Source organism: Cryobacterium psychrophilum, assembly GCF_004365915.1.
GTDB classification, from domain to species: domain Bacteria; phylum Actinomycetota; class Actinomycetes; order Actinomycetales; family Microbacteriaceae; genus Cryobacterium; species Cryobacterium psychrophilum.
The window spans coordinates 2842099-2867098 of record NZ_SODI01000001.1; the positions used below are offsets into that span (position 1 = coordinate 2842099).

Sequence of the window (25000 nt, forward strand, 5' to 3'; positions counted from 1 at the left end):
AGGTTCCGCATGCGTGCTCGGCGGCGTGGCCGCACTCGCATGGCGGCCTGGGGTGCGGGGGAGAACGGTGGTCATGACAGTGGTTCGGTGCACACGGTCTCCCGGATTGCCCCGCGCCCGCCAGATGGCACATGCAGGCGATTCTCAGGGAGGAATAGTGGGTGTGGGCCACTGTTGTCCCTGAAACGACCGACAGAAAGAGATTCGCTGTGAAATTGTTTTCCCCTATCAATCTGGGCGCGTTGAGCCTGACGAACCGCCTGGTGATGGCGCCTTTGACCCGAACCCGATCGGGGGAAGCCGGCGTTCCTGGCCCGATGGTGGCCGAGCACTACGCCCAGCGCGCCTCGCTCGGACTCATCGTCTCTGAGGGCACCTACCCGAGCCACGCCGGCCAGGGCTTCCCGGGCCAGCCGGGTCTCGTCACGCCCGAGCAGCTTGAGGGTTGGCGGCAGGTTGCCACCGCGGTGCACGCGGCTGGCGGCCAGATGGTCGCCCAGGTCATGCATGCGGGCCGGGTGACCCATGAGGGCACCACCGGTGGGCGAACCGTCCTCGGCCCGAGCGCCATAGCGATCAACGGCCAGACACACACCTACGCCGGCAAGCAGCCGTACCCCGTTCCACACGCACTCGCCGACAGCGAGCTCGCTGGTGTGATCGAGGAATTCGTGACGGCCTCCCGCAACGCCATCGCTGCCGGTCTTGATGGCGTCGAAGTCCACTCCGCAAACGGTTACCTGTTGCACGAGTTTCTCTCGCCCGCATCCAACCAGCGCGATGGCTTGTATGGCGGTTCCCCCGAGAACCGCGCTCGTTTCGTGGTCGAGGTCGTGACCGCCGTAGCGGATGCGATTGGTGCCAGCCGGGTGGGCTTGCGCATTTCGCCCGAGCACAACATTCAGGACGCGCTGGAGACGGACGCCGACGACGTGCTCGCGACCTACGGCGCCCTGGTGGATGCCCTCGCCCCGCTGGGCTTGGCCTACCTCAGCGTTCTGCACGCCGAGCCGACCGGCGCGTTCGTGCAGGAGCTGCGCACGCGCTTCGGCGGATCCGTGCTGCTCAACAGCGGGTTCGCGCAGATGACGAGTCGTGACGAGGCCCTCGGCCTGCTTCACGACGGTCATGCTGACGGTGTTGTCGTTGGCCGCCCGGCCATCGCGAACCCCGACCTGGCGTATCGCTGGCAGGAAGACCTGCCGCTGAACGTCGCCGACGCCGCGACGTTCTACGGCACCGGCCCCGAGGGATACACGGACTACCCGGCCCTCACACGCAGCTAACGCGTCGCCAGGGCGGCCAGCTGTGACGCGGCCCGCTCGAGCACGTCGACCTTCTTGCAGAAGGCGAAGCGCACGAGCGGGGCGTAGTCGGCCCGGTACCGGGGGGAGCAGAACGCGGTGACGGGCACGGCCACGACTCCGGCGAGTTCGGGGAGCCGTCGGCAGAACTCTGCACCGTCGCTGAACCCGAACGGTGTCGCATCCGCAATGATGAAATAGCCCCCTCGCGGCTGGCTGATGGTGAACCCGGCAGCCTCGAGGCCGCGCCCGAGCACGTCACGTTTGGCCCGCAGATCGGCGACGGCACCGCGGTAATAGGAGTCGGGCAGGTCCAGGCCCACGGCGATGGCTGGCTGAAACGGTGCTCCGTTGACGTAGGTCAGGAACTGTTTGACCGCGAGGATCGCGGTCACGAGCGGAGCGGGCGCACTGAGCCAGCCGATCTTCCACCCCGTGAGGCTGAACGTCTTCCCGGCCGAGGACACGGTGATGGTGCGTTCGCGCGCCCCGGGCAGGGTTCTGATGGGGATGTGCGGCTGCTCAAACGTCAGGTGTTCGTACACCTCATCGGTGACAATGAGCGCGTCGTGCCGGTGCGCCAGCTCCACGATGAGGGTGAGGGTCTCAAGGGGAAGTACCGTCCCGGTGGGGTTGTGCGGGTCATTGACGATGATCAGGCGGGTTCGGTCGGTCACCGCTGCCCGCAGGGCATCCAGGTCCGGTTGGAAGTCGGGGGTCCGGAGCGGCACGGTGCGGTGGATGCCGCCGCCGAGGGCGATCAGGGCGCCGTAGGCGTCGTAGAAGGGCTCGAACGTGACGACTTCGTCGCCGGGTTCCACAAGGGCGAGAATTGTCGCGGCGAGGGCCTCCGTGGCCCCCGCGGTGACCAGGACCTCCGTTTCGGGATCAATCGTGAGGCCGTAGAACCGCTGCTGGTGGCGGGCGATTGCCTCTCGCAATACCGGCATTCCCCGCCCAGGCGGATACTGGTTGACACCATCCGCGATGGCTTGCCTGGCCGCCTCACGGACCTCGACCGGTCCGTCTTCATCGGGAAACCCCTGACCCAGGTTGATGGCCCCCGTTCGAACCGCGAGGGCGCTCATTTCCGCGAAGATACTGGCCGCTACGCTTCCGTCGGCGGCGAGCAGTCCTGCCCCCGCCGCCGTTCGACGCCATGCTCCCGCGATGCTCATCGTATTTTTCCCATGAGATCAAACTACGACATCCCGTTCGCGCTACCCTGTCGATGCTGATGCCACAGTGTATGACGTGCCGGATCCCAGCCCCGAGCAAGGTCAGGGTGTCATCATTGAAAGCTCCCAGCCTGTCCATACCAAACGTTCAGGTTTGGGCGCGAAGCTGGTTTTGCTTGGAAGGAGCACCCCATGACCGATAGCACCAAGGATTCCGGTAGCAACATGCCCGAACCTCGCGACGAGACAGCTTCTTTCGCCGTGGACGGTTCCGGCGAGGAAGCCACGACCCCTCCAGTGTCAAAGCCGGATTCCACACCCAGCGAGAACGTCGCTCCCGACGAGACTGAACCGGTGCAGTCAGCGGTGTACCCCGCGAACGCCAGCGAGGCCAGTGACGCCAGTGACGCCAGTGACGCCAGTGAGGCCAGTGAGGCCAGTGACCCCAGTGACGTGCCCGAGGCCCCAGCCGGTGCCACGCCGGCGAGCACCAATCCGGCAGAGACACACCCCACGGCGGCGTATCCCACCGATGCCTTCGGGCGTCCCGTCGCAGCGACGGCCGCAGGCTCCTCCGGTTACGCCGGCCAGGGCCACGCAACCACGAGCTACGCGACCGCCAACGCGTACCCCTCAGTGTCGAACCCGAGCACCGGCAAGGACGCGACCAAGCGTCGCAGTAGCGTCGGCCTGATCGCCGCGCTCGCCATCGCGGCCCTCGTCGGTGGAGCATCCGGTGCCGGGATGTACGCGCTCGTTGATTCCGGACGCAACACGAACGTGTCGACCACCCAGTCGCAGGGCGCGGCCAATGTTGTCGTGAACAATACCGACAGCGTCAATGAGATCACCGCCGTGGCGGCGAAGGCTTCGCCGAGCGTTGTGACCATCGAGGTCAACAGCGGCCAGCAGGGCGGCTCCGGCTCCGGGGTCATTCTCAGCGCAGACGGCTATGTTCTCACGAACACGCACGTCGTCACCCTCGATGGGGCTGTCGGGGATGCGACGATTCAGGTGAAGAGCAGCGATGGGAAGCTCTACGCGGCCACCGTCGTGGGTACCGACCCGATCTCCGACCTCGCGGTCATCAAGCTCACCGATGCTGCTGGACTCACGCCGATCGTCATGGCCGACTCGTCCAAGATCAACGTGGGTGACACCGCCATCGCGATCGGTGCTCCGCTGGGCCTCTCCGGCACGGTGACAAACGGTATCGTGAGCGCGCTCAACCGCAGCATCACGGTGGCGTCGTCGGCGGCCCCGACGACCCCGGACACCACGGCGCCCGATGAGGGCGGATCCAGCCCCTTCGACTTCTGGAACTTCGACCTTCCGAAACAGGACGGCACGCCGCAGCAGCCACAGGCGCAGGAAGGGAAGGGCAGCATTTCCTTGCCGGTGATCCAAACGGATGCCGCGATCAACCCCGGAAACTCCGGTGGCGCCCTGCTCAACAGCAAGGGTGAGCTCATCGGCATCAACGTGGCCATCGCCAATGCGGGTGGATCGGACTCCTCGTCTGCCGCCGGAAGCATCGGCGTGGGATTCTCGATTCCGTCCAACTTCGCCCAGCGCATCTCCGAGGAGCTCATCACGAACGGCAAGGCGACCCATGGCCTGCTCGGAGCGAGCGTTTCCAACGCCGCGAGCGACTCAAGCGGCACGGTGGGTGCGCTCATCCGTGAGGTCTCCTCCGGCGGTGCGGCCGAAAAGGTCGGGCTCCGCAAGGGTGACGTCGTGATCAACTTCAACGGTCTGCCGATCACGGACCCCAACGACCTCACCGCGCAGGTTCGCGCGCTGCCGGCCGGCGGAACGGCCGACCTGACCTATGTTCGTGACGGGAAGACCGCCACGGTGTCGGTCACCCTGGGCGAGCTCTCCAGCTAGCCGCTTCGCTCCTTCCCCTGAGTGCGCCGTCGGCCTGTCCGGCAGCGCACTCGTGTGTGCGGGGGCCGGTGCGTGTTCGAGCGGCAATGATAGGCTGAATCGCCTACCCAACTACCGGAAAGCGGGCTGCCGCGTGCGTCAGAGTGGTGACCAACTCCTACCCGGGGTGTCGTACGTCATGCCGGTGCTCAACGAGGTGACGCATGTGCGGGCCGCCGTGATGAGCCTGCTGCATCAGGACTATCAGGGTCCGTTCGAGGTGACCCTGGCCCTTGGGCCGAGCCTCGACGGTACGACGGAACTGGTCGAAGAAATGGCCGCTGTGGATGCCCGCATTCGCATCGTTCCTAACGACGTGGGTTCCACCCCTGCCGGTCTCAACGCCGCCATTCGCGCCTCGAAGTACGCGGTCGTCATCCGTGTCGATGCGCATTCGGTGCTGCCCCCGAACTATGCCCGCATTGCCGTGGAGACCCTCGAACGCACGGGCGCCGACAACGTGGGCGGCATTATGGATGCCCAGGGAGGCACCCCGTTCGAGAAGGCCGTTGCCCGCGCCTACGGCACCCGCATCGGCCTCGGCGGCACGCCCCACCACGTGGGCGGCAAGCAGGGCAAGGCAGAGACCGTGTACCTGGGCTGCTTCCGAACCGAGAGCATCCTCAACGTGGGACTCTTCGACGAGGACGTGAAGCGTGGCCAGGACTGGGACCTCAACCGGCGCCTGCGCGAAGCCGGTGGCACGGTGTGGTTCACCCCGGAGCTCCGGGTCGTCTATCGACCGCGCCCGAGCGTGGCCCGGCTCGCCCGGCAGATGCTCTCGACCGGGCTGTGGCGCGGAGAACTCGCCAGGCGCTACCCGGCGGCCAACGGCATCCGCTATTTCATTCCGCCGCTCATGGTGATTGCAGTGACTCTCGCTCTGCTTCTCGGACTCGGAGGCGTTGCCCAGGCACTGTCCGGTGCGACGCCCTGGCTCCTGCTCGGCCTGATCGTTCCGATCGGCTATGCGCTCATCGTCGTCGCGGCGACGGTGACGGTGGCGCGCCCCGACGGGGTTCGTTCCGCGAGTCGGTTTCTCGTAGTCTTGCCCTGCATTCACTTTTGCTGGGGTGCGGGATTCGTACTTGGATTCCTCAAGCTCACGAGCAACATCACGGCACACACGGGGAGATAACCACATGCAAGCCACGCCCAGCTCGGCTCGGCCCACGTCGATCGCCGAGTTGCGACGGGTGGCCCAGCCGCCGGAGGTTCGTCTGCGTGCCAACGCCGAACACTGGACGGCCAGCCTCTACCTGCGCGACCTGTCTCCCTACGTCACCTGGATGCTGCTGAAGACGCCCATCTCGGCCAATGGTGTGACCGGCCTGATGATCATGCTGGGATGGTCGACCGCCGCGGCCCTGCTCATCCCCGGTATCTGGGGAGCCCTGCTGGCCCTCGTGCTCGGGCAGCTGCAGATGCTCATTGACTGCTGCGACGGCGAAGTCGCCAGGTGGCGCAAGACATCGTCACCGGCCGGGGTATTCCTCGACAAGGTCGGGCACTATTCCACCGAGTCCCTGATCCCCATCGCGCTCGGATTCCGCGCCGCCATGTACCCGATCGAGGTGCCGGCGGACTTCCTCTGGACGAGCCTGGCCCTCCTGCTCGCGCTCATCATCGTGCTCAACAAGGCCCTCAACGACATGGTGCACGTCGCCCGCGCCAACGCGGGCCTCACCAAACTCGCCGACACCCAGGGAGAGAGTGCCCCGACCTCGAGCCTGCTGAAGCGCGTTCGGCGGCTGGCACGGTTCCTTCCCTTCCACCGGTTGTACCACTCCGTGGAACTCACCATGGTGATCTTCGTCGCGGCGCTCCTGGGCCTCGTCATCGGGGAGCCCACCGTGGATCGTGCGCTGCTCATCGTTCTGGTTCCGCTGGCCTTCCTGTCGCTGATCGGGCACTTCGTTGCGATCATGGCATCCAAGCGTGTCCGGTCCTAACCCCGGGCGTCTTCCCGAGGCGGGGACGCTGCCAACCGTCGGAGTCGTGGTTCTCTCCCAGGGGACTCGACCGGCGGAACTTGAGCGCGGCATCCTTTCTCTGCTGGCGCAACAGGGCGTACATCTCGACGTGGTGTGCGTGGGCAACGGCTGGGAGCCGACCGGGCTGCCGGGCGGCGTTCAAACGCTCGGACTTCCGACCAACCTCGGTATTCCCGCCGGACGAAACCGCGGTGTGCACCGGGTCAGCGGTGAATTCCTGTTCTTCCTTGACGACGACGCGAGCATACCGGACCCGCATTTTCTGCTCGACGCCATCAATAAGCTCAGGGCAGATCCGTCAATTGGCCTGCTGCAGCCCCGCGTGGTCGACCCGGAAGGCCTCACCTCCCCGCGGCGCTGGGTGCCGCGCATCCGCAAGGGTGAGGCCACCGAATCGAGTGCCGTGTTCTCGGTGTGGGAGGGGGCAGTGCTGCTGCCCCGTGCTGTTTTTGACGCCACCGGAGGCTGGGCCGAGCCGTTCTTCTACGCCCACGAGGGCATCGAACTCGCCTGGCGGGTGTGGGACCAGGGTTTGCGCGCCTGGTATGCCGGTGACCTCGAAGCGAATCACCCGTTCATGCACCCGACCAGGCACGCCGCCTACTATCGCCTGAATGCCCGCAATCGCGTGTGGCTCGCCCGGCGCAACCTGCCGACCGTGCTCATTCCCGTGTATGTGGGCTCGTGGACGCTCATTCAGCTGCTGCGGTGGTCACGCAACCCCCAGGCATTGCGTGCCTGGTTCGGCGGCTGGCGTGAGGGGTGGCGTACCGACCCGGGGGAACGGCGCGCGCTGTCGCTCCGCACCGTCTGGCGAATGACGCGCGCCGGACGCCCCCCGGTCGTCTGACCGTTCTCGGAGGGTAAACTTAAGCGGTGGGTATTCAGAAAGACGTCAGACGCGCGGTAAAGATGGTCAAGGACGTCGTGGCGTCGCGCAAGGCGCAGCGCTTTCTGGCCGACACCCGTGAACCATTGCCGCGGAACCACTTCAAGATTGCCGTGTATTTTGCCGACGGCCCGGTGAACATGTATCAGATGCGCCAGTGGTACAAACCGCTGCTCACACTGGCAGAGACCTGGCCCGTGGTGGTGCTGAGTCGAACCGGCGGTGGTTCCCTGAAACTCATGGAGGAGTCGCCTCTTCCCGTCGCGCACGTGCGCTCGGTGCGCGACCTGGAACACGTGATCCACGAGCAAGACATTCGCATCGTGTTCTACGTCAACCAGAATCCCCGAAACTTTCAGATGATGCGCTACGGGCGCATGTGGCATGTTTTCATCAATCACGGTGAAAGCGACAAGATGTACATGGTCACGAACCAATTCAAGGCCTACGACTACTCGCTCGTCGCCGGGCAGGCAGCCCTCTCCCGGCTCAACCGGGTGCTGTGGGATTACGATTTTGACAAGCGCGCCATCACCATCGGGCGACCGCAGGCCGACCACTTCAGTGGACCGCTGCCGTACACGCCCGACGCCCGCCAGGTGGTGCTGTACGCGCCCACGTGGGAGGGCGACCGGCCGGCCGCGGCCTATGGGTCCGTCGCGACGCATGGCGTGGCGCTCGTGACGGCGCTGCTGAAAACCGGCGAACACCGCGTGATCTACCGGCCGCACCCGCGCAGCGGCGTGGTCGACCATGAATACGATGCGGCCAACAAGCGCATCATCGCGGCGATCACCGCGGCAAATGCCAAGGATCCCGCTGCCCAGCACATCTACGACACCGGCTCCGAGCTGGGCTGGCAGCTGTCGGCCGCCGATGTGGCGATCGTCGACATCTCCGCCATGGTCTACGACCGGTTGGCGGCCGGTAAACCGCTTATGGTCACCCGCCCCGTGAACCCTGCAGCCCTCATCGACACGAGCGGCTACCTGTCGGATTGCGAATGGCTCGACGCCGCGACATCCTCCGAAATCGCGGAGGCCCTCGACGCGCTCGCGAACAACAGAACGGCAGCGGCCAGGCTCGACGCCTGGGTGCAGCACTACTTCGGTGATACTTCGCCCGGCACCGCGACGGCGCGACTCCATACCGCCGTGGCCAGCCTCATGACCGAATGGGACCGCCACTCCGCGATCCATGACGGTGATGGTCTCTTCGACCTCACCGAATCGGCCTCCATCGACTCAGAAGCCTAGCGCGCCTGGAGTGTCCCGTCCCGACTAGCTGACGGCTGCGGGCAGGCCCAGGGTGCGGTGCAGGTGGGCGAGGATTTCGTCCGGAGAGATCGGGTCGTTCTCGTCGGAGAGCAGCACTTGGGCGCAGATACCATCGGTGATGGCGACCAGTGCCTCGATCGCGACTGGATCAGAGGTGTGTATGGCGGCCGCTCGACCAACGAGGTCTGGCCATTTGGTGGTGAGAGATCGAAGTGCCGGACGGCGCGCGGCCATGAGGATCATTTCCCGCTCGGCCAGCGCCCGGCCACGTCCGGAGCCGCCGGCGTCGGCGATGATCGTGGCGATTGCCACCAGGGGAGCGGAGCCGCGCTCCAGCAGGCTCGCGTACTGCAGGTCATACTCCTCGCTGGCGCACGTCAACGCAGCGACGAGGAGGTCGTCCAGAGTCGAAAAATAGTACGCGACAAGGGAGGGGCGCACGTCGGCTTGCGCGGCGACCGTGCGGTGACTGACGCCGGCCACGCCGTGCCCCTCGATGACCCGCAGGGTTGCTGCGATAATCGACTTTCTTCGGTCGATGCCTCGGGCGATGCGACCGTCTTCTGGCGTGCGGTGCGGCGTGCTGTCAGCGGTATCAGGCGACCTCATGGGTACCCCCGTGTTCCAGAGCCAGAACTCCGACGATCACCAGGGCGACTCCCACCACTTGGAGCCAGGTCAGGTGATCGCCGAGGAAGAGGGCGCCAATAACGGCGACGAGTGTGACCCCGGCGGCGGCCCAGATTCCGTAGGCGACGCCGATGCCCATGCCTTGCTTGAGCGTCAGTGACAGGAGGAAATAGGCCCCGAGTACCCCAACGACCGCGATCACCGTGGGCACGAGTCGGGTGAACCCATCGGAATACCGGGTAGCGATAGCCCCGACGACCTCGGCGCCGATTGCGGCAGCGAGAAACAGGTACACCATCAGGCTTCCTCCGACCGTGATTGCACATTTAGTTGAACGAGCGTTCAAATAGAACGATAGTTCAATTTTATCGACACCGCAACCGCCATCAACTGATGGCCGGTAGAACTAGGGTGCGGGTCGTCGACGCCGGGGGAGGAGCGCGCGGGCACCGCTGCTCAATCCGGTCAGCGCGCGCGCCGGCCGGGTGGCCGCCGGTACCCGGGCCAGCCGCAGAATGGGTGCAAGCTCGGCGCGAAACTCGAGCGGGGCCGGGCCGAACGCGAGCCGGGAGGAATGCACCACCCTCTTGCCGAGCAGATGGTTGCCCGTGCCTCCGATGACCGCGCCGACTCCGAAGGGAAGGGCCTTACCGAGCAGGCTCACGCCACCCTTGTGCGCGAACTGGCGGATGAAAACGCTCTTGAGCTTGTCGGTCAGCGGCCCGAGGACCGTGTGCGGCAGGCTGCTGGTGATGAGCTCTCCCCAGTAGGTCGTGCGGGCACCACCTCCCGTGAACTGTCCGGCGAGCTGACGAACCAGGTCGGATCCCTCGGTTCCGAGCATCATGGTCATCACGAGCGCGCGGGCACGCTCCGGATCGTCAACGGCGATTCCGTGCACCTCGCTCACGGACTGGGCGAACAGCGCCGTCGCTTCCAGGAAACCCGCGGTTTCCACGCCGGAGAGGGCAAGGGTGATGCCGGTACCGACCCCGGGAATCACGGCCGTGGCGCCGACGGCCGCGCCACCCATGGTGGCGGCCGTGAGGTAGCGCCGCTCCAGAACGCGAATGATGTGTTCGGGCGTTGCCTGTGGATTGTGTCGCCGGATGGCGCGAATGTGAGCGAGCACGACGGGACGGTGGATCGCCAGGATCCGGTCAAAGCCGCGGACGAATCCGCGGGGAAGCTGGCCGCTCTGGGGTGTGCCGCCCGTCGGCGATGCGAGCGGCGGTGGTTTTCTGGCCATCGGGTCCTCCTACGCTGTTCGGTTAGAGCCTACGTGCCCCGCGCGGGGTCTGGTAATGCTGGGTTTCGTCGAGTAGACAGGGACCATGGCTCATCTGACCTCCGAAGCAAGTCGACTACTGGGACTTCGTCTGCGTGAGCGCCGCCTCGCCCTTGCGCTCAACCAGGAGGATGTGGCATTGGCCGCCGGGATCAACGTGTCGAACTACGCCCGCATCGACCGTGGACACGGGAATCCCACGTTTCACACACTGCTTCGCCTGTCCCATGTGCTGGGGATTGATCTGAGTGCGTTGTTCTCTGACTTCAACGCGGGCCCTCCGGCCGGTCGCGCTCAGGGGAAGAGCGCAGCTCAGGCCGGCTTGACACCGTACTCGGCGTTGTAGCGGGCGAGCACCTCATCGATGGGGCCGTCGAGCACAAGATCGCCCTTGTCGAGGTAAAGTCCTCGTTTGCAGAATCGACGAAGATCGCGTTCGTTGTGCGACACGATGAACAGGGTGCGTCCTCCGGCGAGCAACTCTTCGATGCGGCGGTAGCACTTCTCTCGGAAGGCCTTGTCTCCGACGGCCAGAACTTCGTCGACGAGGATGATCGGTTCCTCGAGCCGTGAAATGACGGCGAACGCGATGCGCACCTTCATGCCGCTCGAGAGATGCTTGTACGGCGTGTCAACGAAATCGGCGATTTCCGCGAATTCGATGATCTCGTCAAACTGCGCATCGATCTGCTTGCGAGTCATCCCGTGCAGCCCCGCAGTCAGGTAGACGTTGTCGCGAACCGTCAGGTCGTCGACGAAGCCGCCCGTGATCTCGATCAGCGGGGCGACGCCCTCCGTGACATTCACAACACCGGCATCGGGGAGAACGACCCCGGTCACGAGCTTGAGAAGAGTCGACTTGCCCTGGCCGTTGCGCCCCACGACGCCGATCGCCTCGCCGCGTTGCACGGTGAAAGACACGTTTTGGAGCGCCCAGAACTCGCCTGGTCGACTCCGGCGGCTGCGGGCGGCAAAAAGGTCCTTGAAGTTTCGGCGGCTTCGCCGATTCCGGCGAAAGCGGATGCCGACATCCGTCAGGGAGATCACGGGCAGGGTGCTCGGTACAGTACCGACGGGAGTAGCCACTAGATCTCCTTCAGGACCGCGCGCTCGGTGCGCGAGAAGACGAACAGGCCGAGGACCAGGAATGCAACCGACATGGCGCTGCCAACGCCCACGGCGAACCAGTCGAGCTGCTCGGGAAAGAATGCGGAACGGTAGAGGCTGAAGATGCCGCTCAGGGGATTGAAGGCCGCCCAAAAATGCAGGTCGGGTGGCAGATCTGCCGTGCTGTAAATGATGGGGGACGCGTAGAAGAGAAAGCGCAGGATGAGCTTCACGGCGCGTTCGAGATCACGGAAGAACACCACGAGCGGTGCCACCAGCAAGCCGACGCCGGCGGTGAGGAGTACTTGGAGCACGATGGCCAGGGGAAAGAAGAGGATGTCGAGGTTGATTTCGGCCCCGTAGACCACGGCGAAGAGCACGAGCACGGGAATCGCAGCAAGAAATTCGATTCCTTTGGAGAGTACGAGGCGATTAACCCAGATGGTGCGGGGAATGCGGGTCGACCGGATCAGCTTGGCCTCGCGAAGGAAGGCGCGGGTGCAGTCGGAAACGGCACCGTTGAACCACATCCAGGGCAGGAGGGCCGACAGAAGAAACACGATGTAGGGCGACTCGCCCACATCGCGTTCGAAGACCTGGGTGAACACGAACCAATAGATCCCGGCCATAACCAGCGGATCCAGGATCGACCAGAAGTAGCCGAGAGCCGAGGTCGAATAGCGCACGCGCAGGTCACGTCGGGTCAGTAGCCACAGGGAATGCCAATACCGCGCAAGCGGGCTGCGCTGCTGCGGGGACACCGTGGCGAAACTACTATTCACGCGCTCTATCGTAGGTGAGCGAATGCGACCGTGCGTTCACGGCGCATCCGCTCGCTCGCCACAGCGACACGAAGGTCTGGTTAGACGAACAGGTTGGCGCGCTCGAGGTCTTCGGCGAAGTCAACCTCGACGGCGTAGAAGTCGGAGATGTTGACCGGCTCCACGAGCATGCTGTTCTTCTCGATGGCCAGCTCAATGCCGCGTTCGAAGTAGTCCTGGTCGCCGACCTTGGCGAGCTGACGCATGAGAACGGCCTTGTCTGCGCTGGAGACGTAGTTGATGCCAACGGCCTCACCGAGACCGTTCTTGACGGTCTTCGAGAGCTCCTTGATGTAGCCCTCGGCGCTCGTGGTGTACTTCACTTCTTCATCGGACACCTTGTCGGTGTTGACCGTGACGAACGACTGGTCGCGGGCCATCATGGCTGCGGCACGGTCGAGAATTGCCGGGTCGAAGACAACGTCACCGTTCATCCACAACACGCCACCCGTGGCCGAGGCCTGAAGGGCGCGCAGAAGGCTCTTGGACGTGTTTGTCTGGTCGTACTCTTCGTTGTAGACGAAGGAAGCCTGCGGGAACGCCTCGATGATGTGCTCAAGCTTGTAGCCGACGACGATCGTGACCTGGGCTGCTTTGCCGAAGGCGTGATCGATGTTGTCGAACTGCTGCTGCATGATCGTGCGACCGTCGTTGAGTTCGGTCAGCGGTTTCGGGAGCGAGCGGCCAAGACGGCTGCCCATTCCTGCCGCAAGAATTACAATTTGGGTATTCACGATTATCTCCTCGAGATGGATCGGGTGACCCCGATTACCTCTCAGAGAGAAGAGTTTGCTCAGGGTTCACCCACAAGTTTCTGTAAAGACACACCGTTATGCCAACCTCATCGTACTGCTTTACCCGTCAAAATGGGGAAGTGTGCCCGATTATGGGACCATGCTGTGACATACCACCGGGCTGTTTCTCTGCTCGGATCGCGGTGATAACGAACGATCACCACTCACTCAGATTGACCTTGGTAAGTTTGCAAGGTGACCACTGTGCCGCCGAATTCAGAGCCCGACGGGCAGTCGTCAGACGCGCACAACGTCGGCCGTGCTGCGGCCCTTTCCTCGCCTTTCATAGCGCCTGACGCTCCCGCGTCCGCGGACATTGCGGCGGTCGCCCCCGTGCCTAAACCAGCCCCCGTGCCTAAACCAGCCCCCGTGCCTAAACCAGCCCCCGTGCGCAAGCCCCCGGTGCGCAAGCCTGCCGCGGATCGCACCACAACGGCCCGCGCGAAGCCGGCCGGATCAGCTACTCCATCGTCGACAGCCGCCAAGTCGACGGCAGCGCCGCGCAAGCTCAGCACGCCGAAGCGGGTCACTCCGCCCCCGACGTCCGGCGCCTCGCCAGTTGAATCCGAGCAGGCCGGGCCTGGCGTGGACGCACCCATTTCGACTCCGGTGCGCTCCGGTGCGGTCAAGCCAGCCACCGCCAAACCGGCCACCGCACAGACCGGTGCCGCCGGTACGAGCGCAACCCGGTCGGTAACGGCGGCCAAGACGGCTGCTGCCCGGGCGACCGCCGTCAAGACCGCCGCAGCGAAGTCGCCCACCACGAAGACTGCCGCGGCTCGTGCGGCCGCGACCAAAGCGGCAGCGACCAGGGCGGCGGAAGCGAAGGCTGCCGCGACGAAGGCTGCAACATCCACGGATGGCGCGGTGGAACCCGCTGTGGCCGTGACGACGACGGTAGCAGCGGATTCCGTTGACCGGGCCCCCACGATCGCGACGGCCGCACCCGCGGCGGCTGAGCCTCCAGTTGCGAACGCTGCCGAGCGCCCCGCAACAGGTGCCTCAACCACTGCCGCCCAGCCGGACCTTCCCATCCCGATTGCCGCAACCGTGCTGCCCCCGCTCGCGAAGGAGTCACCAGCCGTAACAGAACAACGTTCCCCGCGGCCGACAGCAACCCGTGCCCCACTCGCAAACGCACCCGCCACAAGCGCGCCGCGTGCGACGGTCGGCACAGCTGCCGCCACGTCACAGGCTCCGGTCGTGCTCTCGGCAGTGGGACTGGGCAAGCGCTTCGGCCGGAACGTCGCCGTCTCCGGAATCGACCTCAAGGTTCGCGCCGGTTCCTTCTTGGGGATCGTCGGCCCCAACGGCGCCGGCAAGACCACCACGCTGTCGATGATCACGGGGCTGCTTCGCCCGGACCACGGCTCGGTGCACGTGCATGGCATCGATGTGTGGAAGAAACCGCGTGAGGCCAAGCGCGCCATCGGGGTGCTTCCCGACCGGCTGCGCGTCTTCGACCGGCTCACCGGTGCCCAGCTGCTCTACTACGCCGGCATCCTGCGCGGACTCGACAACGAGACCGTGCGTGCCAGATCCGAAGACCTCACCGCAGCATTCGGACTCTCGGATGCCGTCAACCGACTGGTCTCCGACTACTCGGCTGGCATGACGAAAAAGATCGCCCTCGCATGCGCCATGATCCACTCGCCGCGACTGCTGGTGCTCGACGAGCCCTTTGAATTCATCGATCCCGTGTCAGCCGTGACCGTGACGGAAATTTTGCAGAAGTACGTTGCAGGCGGCGGCACAGTCGTACTGTCCAGCCACGGGATCGACATGATCCAGCGGGTGTGCGACAACGTGGCCGTCATCGTGCACGGCCAGTTACTGGACGCCGGAACGATCGACGAGGTGCGAGGGGACAAATCCCTGGAAGAGCGCTTCGTGGAACTCTCCGGAGGACGCAAAGAGTCGGAGGGTCTGGAGTGGTTACACAGCTTCTCGGACTAAGACTTCGGCTCCTGTCCAATCTTTTCCGACGCAATCCCGGGCAGATAGCGGGCGTGGTTGCGGGCCTTCTCTACGCCCTCGCCGTGGTCGTGGCCCTGCTCGTGTCACTCGTCGGCTTGCGCTTCGTCGGCGAACTCACCGTCATCCGTGACGCCTCCACGGTTGCCGGCTCGATCGTGGTTCTCGGCTTCGTGCTGTTACCGCTCGCGTTCGGAGCCGAAGACGGCATGGACCCCCGCAAGTTCGCTCTCCTGGGACTCCCGAACCGGCAGCTGTCGCTCGGGCTCGGGCTCGCTGGCCTCCTCGGCCTTCCCTCCCTCGCCCTGACCCTGGTGCTGCTCGGAACGGTCGTGACCTGGTCCAGAGGCTTTCTCGAGACCCTGCTCGCGATTGTTGCCGCCGCGCTTGTGCTCGCCACCTGTGTTCTCGTGTCGCGCCTCAGCATGGGTATGGGCGCCCTGGTGCTGTCGACGCGCCGATCTCGGGAGTTCACCGGGGTCGGTGGCCTCGTCCTGCTCGTGATCATCGCGCCGGTCGTTCTCCTCGTGGTCAACTCGAACTGGGTCTGGAGCGGCCGCAGCCTGCTTGGTGATCTCTCCGCAATCCTTGGGTGGACGCCCCTCGGCGCGGCCTGGTCGGTTCCCGGGGACGCGTCAACGGGCCTGTGGGGAGCTGCGGCGTTGAAGCTGCTCGTGGCTGCCGCGACGGTCGGCATCCTCTGGTTGGCCTGGCAGGCCGTCGTCGCCCGCCTGATCCTGACGCCCGGACGGGAAGTCCTCACCCGTCCGAACACCGGCCTGGGCTGGTTCGACCGGCTGCCGCACAACCCGATCGGAGCCATCGCGGCGCGGAGTCTGACGTACTGGGCACGCGACTCCCGGTACTGGGTCTCCTTCCTCATGATTCCGGTCGTGCCGATAATCGCTGTGCTCCCGCTGGCCATTGCCGGCGTGCCCCTGCAATGGCTGGCACTGCTTCCCGTGCCGCTCATGTGCGTTTTTTTGGGCTGGACGATCCACAACGACGTGGCCTATGACAGCACCGCGATCTGGTTGCATGTGTCTTCCGGGATGCGGGGCTTCGCCGACCGAATCGGACGGTTGCTCCCGACGCTGTCCGTGGGCATTCCGCTGATCGGCCTGGGGTCAGCCCTGAGTATTTACCTCTACGATGACTGGGCGGTCCTGCCGTCCATGCTTGGGGTCAGCACCTGCATATTCCTGTGCGGGCTCGGATTCGCAAGTTTCACTTCGGCGCGTTTTCCGTACCCTGTAGCCAAGCCGGGCGACAGCCCCTTCGCCCAGCCACAGGCATCCGAATCATCGTCGCCCCTGACCCAGAGCCTGACCTTTTTGGGGCCGATTGTTCTGGCGCTACCCGCCTTCGCCGGTGCCTACCTGGGCCTGACGAGCGACCCCAAGTGGCACGTCACCGCGCTCGTGTGGGGTGTGGGGATCGGGCTCGTCGTCGTGATCACGGGGGTGTGGGCCGGTGGCCGCGCGTTCGAGCGTCGCGGCCCCGACATGCTCGCGGCCGCCCAACGTGCCTGATCTGGTACGCGGCCCGCGGCGCGGTTTACACTGGAGTCATGACTGATATCTTCCGTGCAAGCATTGCTGAACCCGGCCAGCCCGGGGGCGGAACCTCCACCCTCGACCGTGAATTGGAAGAGCTGCTCAATCAAGAGCAGATTGAGCCGGGCGACCACGAGCGATTCTCGCACTACGTGCCCAAAGACAAGATTCTTGAGGCGGCCATGACCGGCAAGCCCGTCAAGGCGCTGTGCGGCAAGAAGTGGCTGCCGGGCCGCGACCCGGAGAAGTTTCCGGTGTGCCCCACCTGCAAGGCCATCTGGGAGAAGATGAAGGACAAGTAGTCCTTGGGCAACTGGTCGTTGGGGCTACCGGTCGTTGGGGACTAGCGGTAGATCGTGGGGATGACCGCCTCGCCGCGGCCGAGGCGGAAAGCCTCAATCGGCAGTTCCGTCATCACCGTCGCACAGTGGGCACGGGCCAAAGTGGTGCCCGCTGTGCCGGTGTAGCGTTCGTCGACGACGCCCTCCACGATCAGGGGAACGAGCAGCGCACGATCGCGGGTTCCCTCTTGGGGAGGCTCGGTATCGAGGGGCGCGGCGGCGGGTTCCGCGCCGAGCAGCACGATCTCCTGCCGTGCAGTGCCGTGCTCATCAAGGCGGCGGACGGCATTCTTGCGCCCGCCGATGGACACCTTTGACGCAGACGTTTTGGCGACCGGGACCCACTCGGTATCCGGGCTGCGGTGCGCCACGAGCTTGTAGACCAGGCCGGCGGCGGGTTCGCCCGATCCGGTGACAACGGATGTCCCCACGCCGAACGCGTCAACCGGGGAGGCCGACAGGGCCGCAATGGAAAATTCATCGAGGTCGCTCGTGACGGTGATGGTCGTGTTGACGGCGCCGAGAGAGTCGAGCTGCACTCGGGCCGCGGCCACGACGGTCGGCAGATCTCCCGAGTCGATGCGGATCGCGCCGAGCTGCGGCCCGGCTACCTTCACGGCGAGGGCGATGCCGCGCGGGACGTCGTACGTGTCAACGAGCAGGGTGGTGTTCGTTCCGAAGGCGTCGACCTGCGCGCGGAAGGCCTCCTCCTCACTGTCGTGCAGCAGCACGAAGGAGTGCGCTGCCGTGCCCATGGTGGGAATGCCCCAGGTGCGTCCCGCTTCGAGGCTGCTCGTTGCGGCAAAGCCGGCAATGTAGGCGGCGCGTGCGGCGGCCACGGCGGCATGCTCGCTCGTGCGGCGGGAGCCCATTTCGGCGAGGGGCCGCCCGAGGCTCACCGAGACCATGCGGGCCGCGGCGCTCGCCACGGACGTGTCGTAGTTGAGAACGCTCAGGATGATGGTTTCGAGCATGACGCCCTCGGCGAAGGTGCTCTCGACCTGCAGCAGGGGCGAGCCGGGAAAGTAGGCGTCGCCCTCCTGATAGCCCCAAATGCTGCCGCGGAAGGAGTAATTCGCGAGAAAATCAAGGGTGGGGCGGCGCACGACCGCGTTCTCCTCCAGCCAGCTCAGTTCGGAATCCTCGAACCGAAACTGGCGGATGAGCTCCAGGAGGCGTCCGGTCCCGGCGACGATCCCATACCGGCGCCCGGTCGGCAGCCGCCTCGCGAAGGCTTCAAACATGCACTCAAGGTCGGCGCGCCCGCTCTGGATCGCGGCGTCAACCATGGTGAGTTCGTAGCGGTCTGTGCGGAATGCGGGGGACGGGGTCACGGCAAAAGCCTATCCGCCCTGCCCGTCCGCCGTGGCGAGGGCCGGGCGACTAGGCTGGATCGAGTGACTGACGCGCCGATTGGAATCTTTGACTCCGGAGTGGGTGGCCTCACGGTCGCGCGGGCGATCAAGGACCAGTTGCCCAACGAGTCCCTTCTCTACATCGGCGACACGGCGCATTCGCCCTACGGGCCGAAGAAGATCGCCGACGTGCGCGGATTCGCGCTCGGCGTACTCGACGACCTCGTGGCGCAAGACGTGAAACTCATTGTCATCGCGTGCAATACGGCGTCTGCGGCGATGCTTCGCGACGCGAGGGAACGCTACAGCGTGCCCGTGATTGAGGTCATTCAGCCGGCCGTGCGCCGGGCCGTTGGTACGACGCGCAACAAACGCGTCGGGGTGATCGGCACCAGCGGGACAGTGAATTCCCGGGCCTACAATGATGCCTTCGCCGCGGCCACGGACATCCGCTTGTTCAGTCAGGCCTGCCCCCGATTCGTGGAATTCGTGGAGGCTGGCATCACCTCGGGCGCGGAGGTGCTCGCCGTTGCCGAGGAATATCTCGCACCGCTGCGCGACGCGAACGTTGACACGCTCGTGCTCGGTTGCACGCACTACCCGTTTCTGCGCGGCGCCATCTCCTACGTGATGGGCGACGCGGTGACGCTCGTGTCGAGCGACACCGAAACCGCCAACGACGTGTACCGCGTGCTCGTGAGTCAGGGCCTTGAACGTCAGAGTCGAACGGCTTCCACCTATCGCTACGAGGCCACCGGCGCGAGCGCCGACGACTTTCTGAACCTCGCCCACCGCTTGCTCGGCCCCGAGATTTCCCGGGTCAACCTGATCGAGACGGGTTCCCTCAGCCTCAGCGACCTCAATGAGTTCGCCGCACTGCACCCACACACCACACGCAAGGAGAACCAGTGAACGACACCCGACGTATCGACGGACGTACCAACGACGAGCTGCGCCCCGTCACGATCGAACGCGGCTGGAGCGACCAGGCCGAAGGTTCGGCGCTGATCTCCTACGGTCGCACCAAGGTATTGTGCACCGCCTCGTTCACCAACGGTGTGCCCCGTTGGATGTCCGGCAAGGGCAAGGGCTGGGTCACCGCGGAATACTCCATGCTTCCCCGCTCCACCAACTCCCGGATGGACCGTGAATCGGTCAAGGGTAAGGTCGGCGGACGCACACACGAGATCAGCCGCCTCGTGGGGCGCAGCCTGCGCGCCGTCGTCGATATGAAGGCCCTCGGCGAGAACACGATCGTTCTGGACTGTGACGTGCTGCAGGCCGACGGCGGTACGCGCACGGCGGCCATCACAGGCGCCTACGTGGCCCTCGCGGATGCCCTGGCGTGGGGCCGGGAGAAGAAGTTCATTGCGCAGAAGGCGCAACCGCTCACCGACAGCGTCTCGGCCGTCTCGGTCGGCATCATCAACGGTGTACCCATGCTCGACCTGGCATATACCGAGGACGTGCGTGCCGATACCGACATGAACGTCGTGGTCACCGGTCGCGGCAAGTTCGTCGAGGTGCAGGGCACCGCGGAGGCTGCGCCCTTCGACCGCAGCGAACTCGACACCCTGCTTGACCTCGCACTCGGCGGCGCCATCACCCTGACCGATTTTCAGAACCGCGCGTTGGAGGGCTGACCCGATGCAGATCGTGCTGGCCACGCACAACGCCCATAAGGTCGACGAGTTGCGCCGCATTCTCGAGCCGCAACTGCCCGGCATCGAGGTGCTCGCGTACGACGGCCCCGAACCGATCGAGGACGGCGCGACGTTCACCGAGAACGCGCTGATCAAGGCGCGGGCCGCCGCAACCCACACGGGCCTGCCTGCCATCGCTGATGACTCCGGCATCTGCGTCGACGTGTTGGGTGGTTCGCCGGGCATCTTCTCCGCCCGCTGGGCCGGTCCGGCCCGCGACTCTGAGCAGAACCTGCGGCTTCTCCTCTGGCAGATCAGTGACATCGCCGATGACCACCGGGGCGCGCACTTCACGTGTGTCGCCGCGCTGGCGCTGCCCGATGGAGCTGAACGCGCCGTGTCCGCGGAGTGGCCCGGGCAGCTGCTGCACGAGCCCAACGGCACCAACGGGTTCGGGTATGACCCCATCTTTCTGCCGGACGGGTACGCCATTTCTGCGGCAGAGCTCTCCGCGCACGTGAAGAACCAGGTCAGCCATCGTGCGATGGCCTTTGAAGCGCTCATTCCCGTGGTGCGCGAGATTCTGGGCGGGTAGCCGCCAGCCGAGAACGGCTCTCATTCCCAACCAGCGGCCCAACTGGCATTCCTGCAGCGACGCACCTAACGTGGAGTCATGGGTCATGACCACGCGCACTCCTCGGAGTCGAACCGCACCCGCTTGTCCCTCGCGATCGGCATCATCGGCCTGGTGCTGCTGGCCGAAGTCGTGGGCGCCATCATCAGCGGTTCGCTCGCGCTGCTGGCCGATGCCGGTCACATGCTCTCCGACCTGCTGGGGCTGTTCGTCGCCCTCACCGCAACCGTCGTCGCGGCACGACCGGCCACCGACCGGCAAACCTTCGGCTACCAGCGAGCCGAGGTCTTTGGTGCACTGATCAACGGGATGCTTCTGCTCGGCGTCGCCGTTTTCGTCGTGATCGCGGCGGTGACGCGACTGCTGAACCCCGTGGAGGTCGAGGTTCTCGGCGGCCCCATGCTCGTTGTGGCCATCATCGGCCTCGTCGCCAACATCGCCGCACTACTGCTGCTGCGCCCGGCCGCCGCCGGCTCGATCAACATGCGCGGCGCCTACCTCGAGGTGCTCGGCGACACGCTCGGCTCGGTCGCCGTGATCATCGCGGCCACCGTCATCCTGATCACCGGCTTCGCCCCAGCGGATGCGATTGCCTCGCTGCTCATCGCAGCGATGATCGTGCCGCGCGCGTTCGTGCTGCTTCGTGACGTGGTGCGTGTGTTCAGCGAGTCGGCACCGGCAGACACCGACGTGGCCGAGATTCGCCGCCACCTCGAGGGGGCCTCCGGCGTGGTTGCCGTGCACGACGTGCACGTGTGGGCGATCACGAGCGGTGCGCACGTGTTCACGGCGCACATTGTCGTCGAAGCGGAGGTGCTCGCCGGCGGCGGCGCCGGGGCGCTTCTCGACGAGCTGTCCGAGTGCCTCTCGACCCACTTCGACGTGGAGCACTCCACTTTTCAGCTGGAGCCCGCGGAACACGCCGACCACGGGCACGACCACATGCATCCCTGACCCGGCAGGCTTCTCGGCCGACTACACCTCTGGACGATCCATGAGGGGGATCCGCGCGGTGCGGCGGGCCTTCACGGTGGACTGCACGTAGTGAAACACCGTGGGGATGAGCGTGATTGCCACGGCGGCGAGCAGGATCAGGTCGATGTAGCTGGTCACGAAATCCGCAACAGGCGGGATGTATCCGAGAAAGTACCCGGCATACGTGAGCCCGGTGCCCCAGGTCAGGGCGCCGATCAGGTTATAGAGCGTGTACTTGCGGTAGTTCATCTTGCCCACGCCGGCCGCGACCGGCGCGAACGTGCGCACAATGGGCACGAACCGGGCCACGATCACCGCCACGCCGCCGTAGCGCACGAAGAACGAATTGGTGCGCTCCACATTCGCGATACTGAACAGACCCGACTCCTTGCGTTCGAAGACGTGCGGGCCGAACTTACGCCCAATGAAATACCCGGCCTCCCCGCCGAGGAAGGCGGCCAGCCCGATCGCCAGGGCAACCCACCAGATGTCGATCGTGATCACACCGGCGGCCGGAAACGCGAGCAGACCCGTGATCACGAGGAGGGTGTCACCGGGCAGCAGGAATCCGACCAGCAGACCGGTCTCGGCGAAGACGATGGCGCACACGACAAGCAGGGCCCACGGGCCGGCTGAGTTGATAATCTGGTTCGGATCCAGCCAGGGAATCAAGGCGGTTTGAATCACAGGTGAATACTCCAGTTGACGACGGTGCGCCGAGATGGTGAGCGAATACTCTGGCACACGATACCGTGTTAGACCGACAATTTGCCCGGGTGGCAACCCTCGTCGTCGGGGTGTCTCCATCCGATTCTGTGGGAGATTCGGGAAGCCCTTCAGGGCCGGGCAGACGGGGAGCGCCGTTCCGGCTGGGCGGGATTCAGATCCTGATGTAGGCCCACCCGTCAAGTTGTCTGGTCGCGAGGTGAGCGACGGCGGCCGGGACCACCGTCACGTCCCGTCGACGCGTACGCAGGAAGTAGATGCCGGCGACTGCGATGAAGATGACCAACGCACCGAGGCCGATGGAAAGCAGACCCGACGCAACCATCAGCCATGAATTCTGCCACCGTCCCACGCGAACCGTGTGGGGCTTCACCCAGCCACGTTCGGCAACTTTCAGTCGATCCCAGACGAGCGCCAGCACGAAGAGGGGAATGGTCATGCCGAGTGCATAAATTGTCAGCAGGATGCCGCCGCAGGCTGCGTTCCCTCCGACGGCGGCGATGGTCAGAACCGACCCGAGAATGGGTCCCGCGCGCAACCCGGCGACCCCATAGGCAGACCCCAGTATGAAAACGGATGCGGAGGAGGTTCCCTCGCCCGCACCGCTGCGGGTCAATGCCGGAATCCGGATCCCGACCAGCTGGATGAGCCCCAGCACGATCACAAGGGATGCCGCGCCAATCACCAGCATGGTGCGGTTCTGCATCAGGAATGCGCCGACCGTACCTGCCAGAATGACCACCGGCACCAGGGTGGTGATCAGTCCAAGGTAAAAGATGACCGTTCGGCCCAGGAGCCGTGTAGGGGACGAGAACGCCAAGGCGAAAAACGCCGGCAACAGCATGACCGAGCACGGACTCAGGAGCGTGAGTACCCCCGCCTATCAGCGCGCCCGCATAGCCAATATCCACTACTTCGCTGCCTTCGCGAGCTCACTCTCGACTATCTGGCGGAAGACGTCGACGGGTTGCGCTCCGGACAGGGGCGTGCCGTTGATGAGGAACAAGGGGTACCCGTAGCGCCGATCGAATTGGCCTCCTTCAGGTCCGCGTTCACGCGTTCCAGGAGACCAGGGTTGGTCAGATCGCTCGCGAAACGCGTCATGTCGGGCACGCCGGAATCCTTGGCAAATTGGAGCAGGATCTCCTTCGTCACGTCGAGATGAGCCCGCTCAGGGGCGTGCGCGAAAATTGTTGCGCTGAACTCCCAAAATTTCCCTGGCTCCCCGCCGCTCGCGTGCGCCCCCTGCTCGTCGTGGACTTTGCCGACACCGCTCTGTACAAGGAACTTCGGGAACGCTGTGGCATCACGCTGGACGGAGGGCGAGAGGAGATTCGCGCCGACACGGCGGCAGCCACCGATCTGAAGAGCCTTGACTGCGCCGTCGGCGCTCCGATATTTCGCATTAGTAGGATCGGCTTTCATCAGGGATCCGCGCTGGAGTTGCGGTGCAGTCGCATCCGCGGCGATCGTTTGGTGGTGACGGCAACCTTCGGCGAAGGAGTACCAGACTCGTAGCCCGCCGCGACGAGATGCGGGACACCGCCTGCGGGACGACCTGAAAGAATCACGCTGCGAACCCGCCGGCCGGGCCTCACAGAACGAAGGCTGGCCTTACCGTGAGCGCCCGTGGGCTCACTTCCTCGCGGTGCCATCTGAGCGCCGCCCCACGACGAGGTACGCCAGCACATGGAACGCCGGAGCGAGGCCCCGGGGAACCCGTGGTGGCGCTGTCCGCCTTCGTGCTGGTTGAACAGATCGACAGCAAATTTGACCGTCGACCTGCCGTGGCTTTCGTCAGTGGCCCGTGGTTGAGGCTCTTGAGGACTCGGTCTTCGCGGTCGCGTCGAGGGTCGCTTGAAGCTCTGCGATCTGCTGGACCAATGCCCTGATCTCTCCGTGCGTTGCGACTCGCGAATCCTCTTCCTGTTGGGCGACGCGCTCAACGATCCAGGAGGCGAGAGTTGCGGTCACGACGCCGAGAAGCGCAATGCCCCCGAGCATCAGTCCGCCGGCAATCAGGCGTCCGGCATCCGTGACGGGTGAGAAGTCTCCATACCCGACAGTTGTAATCGTGACGAAGGCCCACCACAGTGCATCACCAAAGGTCGTGATGTTCGAGTTGGGAGCGGATCGATCGGCGTCCAGCACGGCCAGGGAAGCGACGAAAACGAGCAAGATTGAAGCTCCGGCAACGTAAACCACGACACGTTCACGGAACGCCGCCCCGGCAGTTCGTTTCAAAACGGTCAACAGGGTGATGACCCGCAGCAGACGCAGCGGCCTGAGAACAGGAAGCACGACGACGAGGAGGTCAAAGATGTGACCGCGAAACCATCCCCAACGCTGAGGAGCGAGAGCGAGGTTGGCCACGTAGTCAACCATGAAGATCACCCACGTGGCCCAGATTATCGACTCGGCGGTCACTCCTGCGACGCCTTCCAGATCGGCGATAACCTCCCATGCGTAGGCGACGAGGAAGACAATTGCCGCGATCGTCAGGGGCCACTCGGCATTCTTCTGCCAGCGTTGTTGGGTCATCAGAGGACTCTAGGGGATCCTGTCGGTCCCGGCCGACGGCCGTC

General features: G+C 65.1%; 27 protein-coding genes. 15 read left to right on the forward strand and 12 right to left on the reverse strand.

Going from position 1 to position 25000, the window contains the following annotated elements; translation table 11 throughout:
• Positions 1-215 precede the first annotated feature (215 nt).
• Positions 216-1286 (forward strand): alkene reductase, encoded by a 1071-nt coding sequence (locus EDD25_RS13255; protein WP_198418844.1) that lies wholly within the window; start codon positions 216-218, stop codon positions 1284-1286.
• Here the strand turns inward: EDD25_RS13255 and EDD25_RS13260 are convergent.
• A complete protein-coding gene (locus EDD25_RS13260; RefSeq protein ID WP_134173811.1) occupies positions 1283-2482 on the reverse strand; it encodes a pyridoxal phosphate-dependent aminotransferase in 1200 nt (399 codons plus the stop codon). The two genes, EDD25_RS13255 and EDD25_RS13260, sit on opposite strands and share 4 nt — an antisense overlap.
• Before the next feature lie 192 nt (positions 2483-2674).
• Between EDD25_RS13260 and EDD25_RS13265 the strand changes: the two genes are divergently transcribed.
• The 5 genes from EDD25_RS13265 to EDD25_RS13285 all read left to right on the forward strand — a co-directional run bounded on the left by EDD25_RS13265 (position 2675) and on the right by EDD25_RS13285 (position 8550).
• Positions 2675-4372 (forward strand): S1C family serine protease, encoded by a 1698-nt coding sequence (locus EDD25_RS13265; RefSeq protein ID WP_241986314.1) that lies wholly within the window; start codon positions 2675-2677, stop codon positions 4370-4372.
• Positions 4373-4505: 133 nt separating this feature from the next.
• On the forward strand, positions 4506-5549 hold the full coding sequence (locus EDD25_RS13270) for a glycosyltransferase family 2 protein (protein WP_279586318.1): 1044 nt from the start codon (positions 4506-4508) through the stop codon (positions 5547-5549).
• A gap of 4 nt (positions 5550-5553) precedes the next feature.
• Entirely contained in the window at positions 5554-6363 is an 810-nt protein-coding gene (locus tag EDD25_RS13275) for a CDP-alcohol phosphatidyltransferase family protein (protein WP_134173815.1), read from the forward strand.
• Entirely contained in the window at positions 6350-7255 is a 906-nt protein-coding gene (locus EDD25_RS13280; protein ID WP_166671299.1) for a glycosyltransferase family 2 protein, read from the forward strand. Before EDD25_RS13275 ends, EDD25_RS13280 begins: the two co-directional genes overlap by 14 nt.
• Positions 7256-7281: 26 nt before the next feature.
• Positions 7282-8550, forward strand: coding sequence for a CDP-glycerol glycerophosphotransferase family protein (locus tag EDD25_RS13285; RefSeq protein WP_134173817.1), 1269 nt, complete (start codon positions 7282-7284; stop codon positions 8548-8550).
• Between the two features lie 24 nt (positions 8551-8574).
• Here the strand turns inward: EDD25_RS13285 and EDD25_RS13290 are convergent, their stop codons facing one another.
• The 3 genes from EDD25_RS13290 to EDD25_RS13300 form a co-directional block, all read right to left on the reverse strand.
• On the reverse strand, positions 8575-9180 hold the full coding sequence (locus EDD25_RS13290; RefSeq protein ID WP_134173819.1) for a TetR/AcrR family transcriptional regulator: 606 nt from the start codon (positions 9178-9180) through the stop codon (positions 8575-8577).
• Positions 9167-9499, reverse strand: coding sequence for a DMT family transporter (locus EDD25_RS13295; protein ID WP_134173821.1), 333 nt, complete (start codon positions 9497-9499; stop codon positions 9167-9169). Before EDD25_RS13295 ends, EDD25_RS13290 begins: the two co-directional genes overlap by 14 nt.
• A 108-nt stretch (positions 9500-9607) precedes the next feature.
• Positions 9608-10450 carry a hypothetical protein gene (locus tag EDD25_RS13300; RefSeq protein WP_134173823.1) on the reverse strand — a complete coding sequence of 281 codons (843 nt, stop codon included), beginning with the start codon at positions 10448-10450 and terminating at the stop codon, positions 9608-9610.
• 85 nt (positions 10451-10535) lie between these two features.
• On the opposite strand from EDD25_RS13300, the gene EDD25_RS13305 reads away from it, so the two are divergent.
• A complete protein-coding gene (locus tag EDD25_RS13305) occupies positions 10536-10835 on the forward strand; it encodes a helix-turn-helix transcriptional regulator (RefSeq protein WP_134173825.1) in 300 nt (99 codons plus the stop codon).
• On the opposite strand, the gene EDD25_RS13310 is transcribed toward EDD25_RS13305, so the two are convergent.
• The 3 genes from EDD25_RS13310 to EDD25_RS13320 all read right to left on the reverse strand — a co-directional run bounded on the left by EDD25_RS13310 (position 10802) and on the right by EDD25_RS13320 (position 13151).
• Positions 10802-11575: an ABC transporter ATP-binding protein gene (locus tag EDD25_RS13310; protein ID WP_241986316.1), complete on the reverse strand. Its 774-nt coding sequence runs from the start codon at positions 11573-11575 to the stop codon at positions 10802-10804. The two genes, EDD25_RS13305 and EDD25_RS13310, sit on opposite strands and share 34 nt — an antisense overlap.
• Positions 11575-12378: an ABC transporter permease gene (locus tag EDD25_RS13315; protein WP_241986317.1), complete on the reverse strand. Its 804-nt coding sequence runs from the start codon at positions 12376-12378 to the stop codon at positions 11575-11577. The genes EDD25_RS13310 and EDD25_RS13315 overlap by 1 nt, the downstream gene beginning before the upstream one ends.
• Positions 12379-12458: 80 nt before the next feature.
• Positions 12459-13151 (reverse strand): phosphocholine cytidylyltransferase family protein, encoded by a 693-nt coding sequence (locus tag EDD25_RS13320; RefSeq protein ID WP_134173827.1) that lies wholly within the window; start codon positions 13149-13151, stop codon positions 12459-12461.
• A 429-nt stretch (positions 13152-13580) separates the two neighbouring features.
• Here EDD25_RS13320 and EDD25_RS18035 point away from each other — a divergent pair, with 429 nt between their 5' ends.
• The 3 genes from EDD25_RS18035 to EDD25_RS13335 are packed head-to-tail and all read left to right on the forward strand — an operon-like array spanning position 13581 to position 17043.
• Positions 13581-15167, forward strand: coding sequence for an ABC transporter ATP-binding protein (locus EDD25_RS18035; protein WP_241986318.1), 1587 nt, complete (start codon positions 13581-13583; stop codon positions 15165-15167).
• Positions 15168-15220: 53 nt separating this feature from the next.
• A complete protein-coding gene (locus EDD25_RS13330; protein WP_241986319.1) occupies positions 15221-16717 on the forward strand; it encodes a hypothetical protein in 1497 nt (498 codons plus the stop codon).
• A gap of 38 nt (positions 16718-16755) precedes the next feature.
• Positions 16756-17043 carry a DUF3039 domain-containing protein gene (locus EDD25_RS13335; RefSeq protein WP_134173829.1) on the forward strand — a complete coding sequence of 96 codons (288 nt, stop codon included), beginning with the start codon at positions 16756-16758 and terminating at the stop codon, positions 17041-17043.
• Positions 17044-17084: 41 nt separating this feature from the next.
• On the opposite strand, the gene EDD25_RS13340 is transcribed toward EDD25_RS13335, so the two are convergent.
• Entirely contained in the window at positions 17085-18416 is a 1332-nt protein-coding gene (locus tag EDD25_RS13340; protein ID WP_134173831.1) for a nicotinate phosphoribosyltransferase, read from the reverse strand.
• A gap of 63 nt (positions 18417-18479) precedes the next feature.
• On the opposite strand from EDD25_RS13340, the gene murI reads away from it, so the two are divergent.
• From murI to EDD25_RS13360, 4 genes are all read left to right on the forward strand, one after another.
• Positions 18480-19349 carry a glutamate racemase gene (gene murI / locus EDD25_RS13345; RefSeq protein WP_134173833.1) on the forward strand — a complete coding sequence of 290 codons (870 nt, stop codon included), beginning with the start codon at positions 18480-18482 and terminating at the stop codon, positions 19347-19349.
• Positions 19346-20080 carry a ribonuclease PH gene (rph, locus tag EDD25_RS13350; RefSeq protein WP_134173834.1) on the forward strand — a complete coding sequence of 245 codons (735 nt, stop codon included), beginning with the start codon at positions 19346-19348 and terminating at the stop codon, positions 20078-20080. The genes murI and rph overlap by 4 nt, the downstream gene beginning before the upstream one ends.
• Before the next feature lie 4 nt (positions 20081-20084).
• The gene (rdgB, locus tag EDD25_RS13355; protein WP_134173836.1) at positions 20085-20675 is read left to right on the forward strand and encodes an RdgB/HAM1 family non-canonical purine NTP pyrophosphatase; all 591 of its coding nucleotides are present in this window, start codon (positions 20085-20087) and stop codon (positions 20673-20675) included.
• A gap of 78 nt (positions 20676-20753) precedes the next feature.
• Positions 20754-21668 (forward strand): cation diffusion facilitator family transporter, encoded by a 915-nt coding sequence (locus tag EDD25_RS13360; protein ID WP_134173838.1) that lies wholly within the window; start codon positions 20754-20756, stop codon positions 21666-21668.
• A gap of 21 nt (positions 21669-21689) precedes the next feature.
• Here EDD25_RS13360 and EDD25_RS13365 read toward each other — a convergent pair whose 3' ends face one another.
• From EDD25_RS13365 to EDD25_RS18385, 3 genes are all read right to left on the reverse strand, one after another.
• Positions 21690-22376, reverse strand: coding sequence for a DedA family protein (locus EDD25_RS13365; RefSeq protein WP_134173840.1), 687 nt, complete (start codon positions 22374-22376; stop codon positions 21690-21692).
• 193 nt (positions 22377-22569) lie between these two features.
• A complete protein-coding gene (locus tag EDD25_RS13370; RefSeq protein ID WP_134173842.1) occupies positions 22570-23259 on the reverse strand; it encodes a cytochrome c biogenesis CcdA family protein in 690 nt (229 codons plus the stop codon).
• Between the two features lie 98 nt (positions 23260-23357).
• The gene (locus EDD25_RS18385) at positions 23358-23570 is read right to left on the reverse strand and encodes a thioredoxin domain-containing protein (protein ID WP_134173844.1); all 213 of its coding nucleotides are present in this window, start codon (positions 23568-23570) and stop codon (positions 23358-23360) included.
• 6 nt (positions 23571-23576) lie between these two features.
• Here EDD25_RS18385 and EDD25_RS18390 point away from each other — a divergent pair, with 6 nt between their 5' ends.
• The gene (locus EDD25_RS18390) at positions 23577-23933 is read left to right on the forward strand and encodes a UTRA domain-containing protein (protein WP_134173846.1); all 357 of its coding nucleotides are present in this window, start codon (positions 23577-23579) and stop codon (positions 23931-23933) included.
• Positions 23934-24212: 279 nt separating this feature from the next.
• Here EDD25_RS18390 and EDD25_RS13385 read toward each other — a convergent pair whose 3' ends face one another.
• Positions 24213-24956, reverse strand: coding sequence for a potassium channel family protein (locus EDD25_RS13385; protein ID WP_134173848.1), 744 nt, complete (start codon positions 24954-24956; stop codon positions 24213-24215).
• Between the last annotated feature and the right edge of the window lie 44 nt (positions 24957-25000).

Bases quoted from the DNA above. Each gene is read 5' to 3' on its own strand.
- EDD25_RS13260 (WP_134173811.1), bottom strand. From the start codon at position 2,482: ATGAGCATCGCGGGAGCATGGCGTCGAACGGCGGCGGGGGCAGGACTG.
- EDD25_RS13265 (WP_241986314.1), top strand. From the start codon at position 2,675: ATGACCGATAGCACCAAGGATTCCGGTAGCAACATGCCCGAACCTCGC.
- EDD25_RS13275 (WP_134173815.1), top strand. From the start codon at position 5,554: ATGCAAGCCACGCCCAGCTCGGCTCGGCCCACGTCGATCGCCGAGTTG.
- EDD25_RS13290 (WP_134173819.1), bottom strand. From the start codon at position 9,180: ATGAGGTCGCCTGATACCGCTGACAGCACGCCGCACCGCACGCCAGAA.
- EDD25_RS13295 (WP_134173821.1), bottom strand. From the start codon at position 9,499: ATGGTGTACCTGTTTCTCGCTGCCGCAATCGGCGCCGAGGTCGTCGGG.
- EDD25_RS13300 (WP_134173823.1), bottom strand. From the start codon at position 10,450: ATGGCCAGAAAACCACCGCCGCTCGCATCGCCGACGGGCGGCACACCC.
- EDD25_RS13305 (WP_134173825.1), top strand. From the start codon at position 10,536: ATGGCTCATCTGACCTCCGAAGCAAGTCGACTACTGGGACTTCGTCTG.
- EDD25_RS13335 (WP_134173829.1), top strand. From the start codon at position 16,756: ATGACTGATATCTTCCGTGCAAGCATTGCTGAACCCGGCCAGCCCGGG.
- rdgB (WP_134173836.1), top strand. From the start codon at position 20,085: ATGCAGATCGTGCTGGCCACGCACAACGCCCATAAGGTCGACGAGTTG.
- EDD25_RS13360 (WP_134173838.1), top strand. From the start codon at position 20,754: ATGGGTCATGACCACGCGCACTCCTCGGAGTCGAACCGCACCCGCTTG.
- EDD25_RS13370 (WP_134173842.1), bottom strand. From the start codon at position 23,259: ATGCTGTTGCCGGCGTTTTTCGCCTTGGCGTTCTCGTCCCCTACACGG.
- EDD25_RS18390 (WP_134173846.1), top strand. From the start codon at position 23,577: ATGAGCCCGCTCAGGGGCGTGCGCGAAAATTGTTGCGCTGAACTCCCA.
- EDD25_RS13385 (WP_134173848.1), bottom strand. From the start codon at position 24,956: ATGACCCAACAACGCTGGCAGAAGAATGCCGAGTGGCCCCTGACGATC.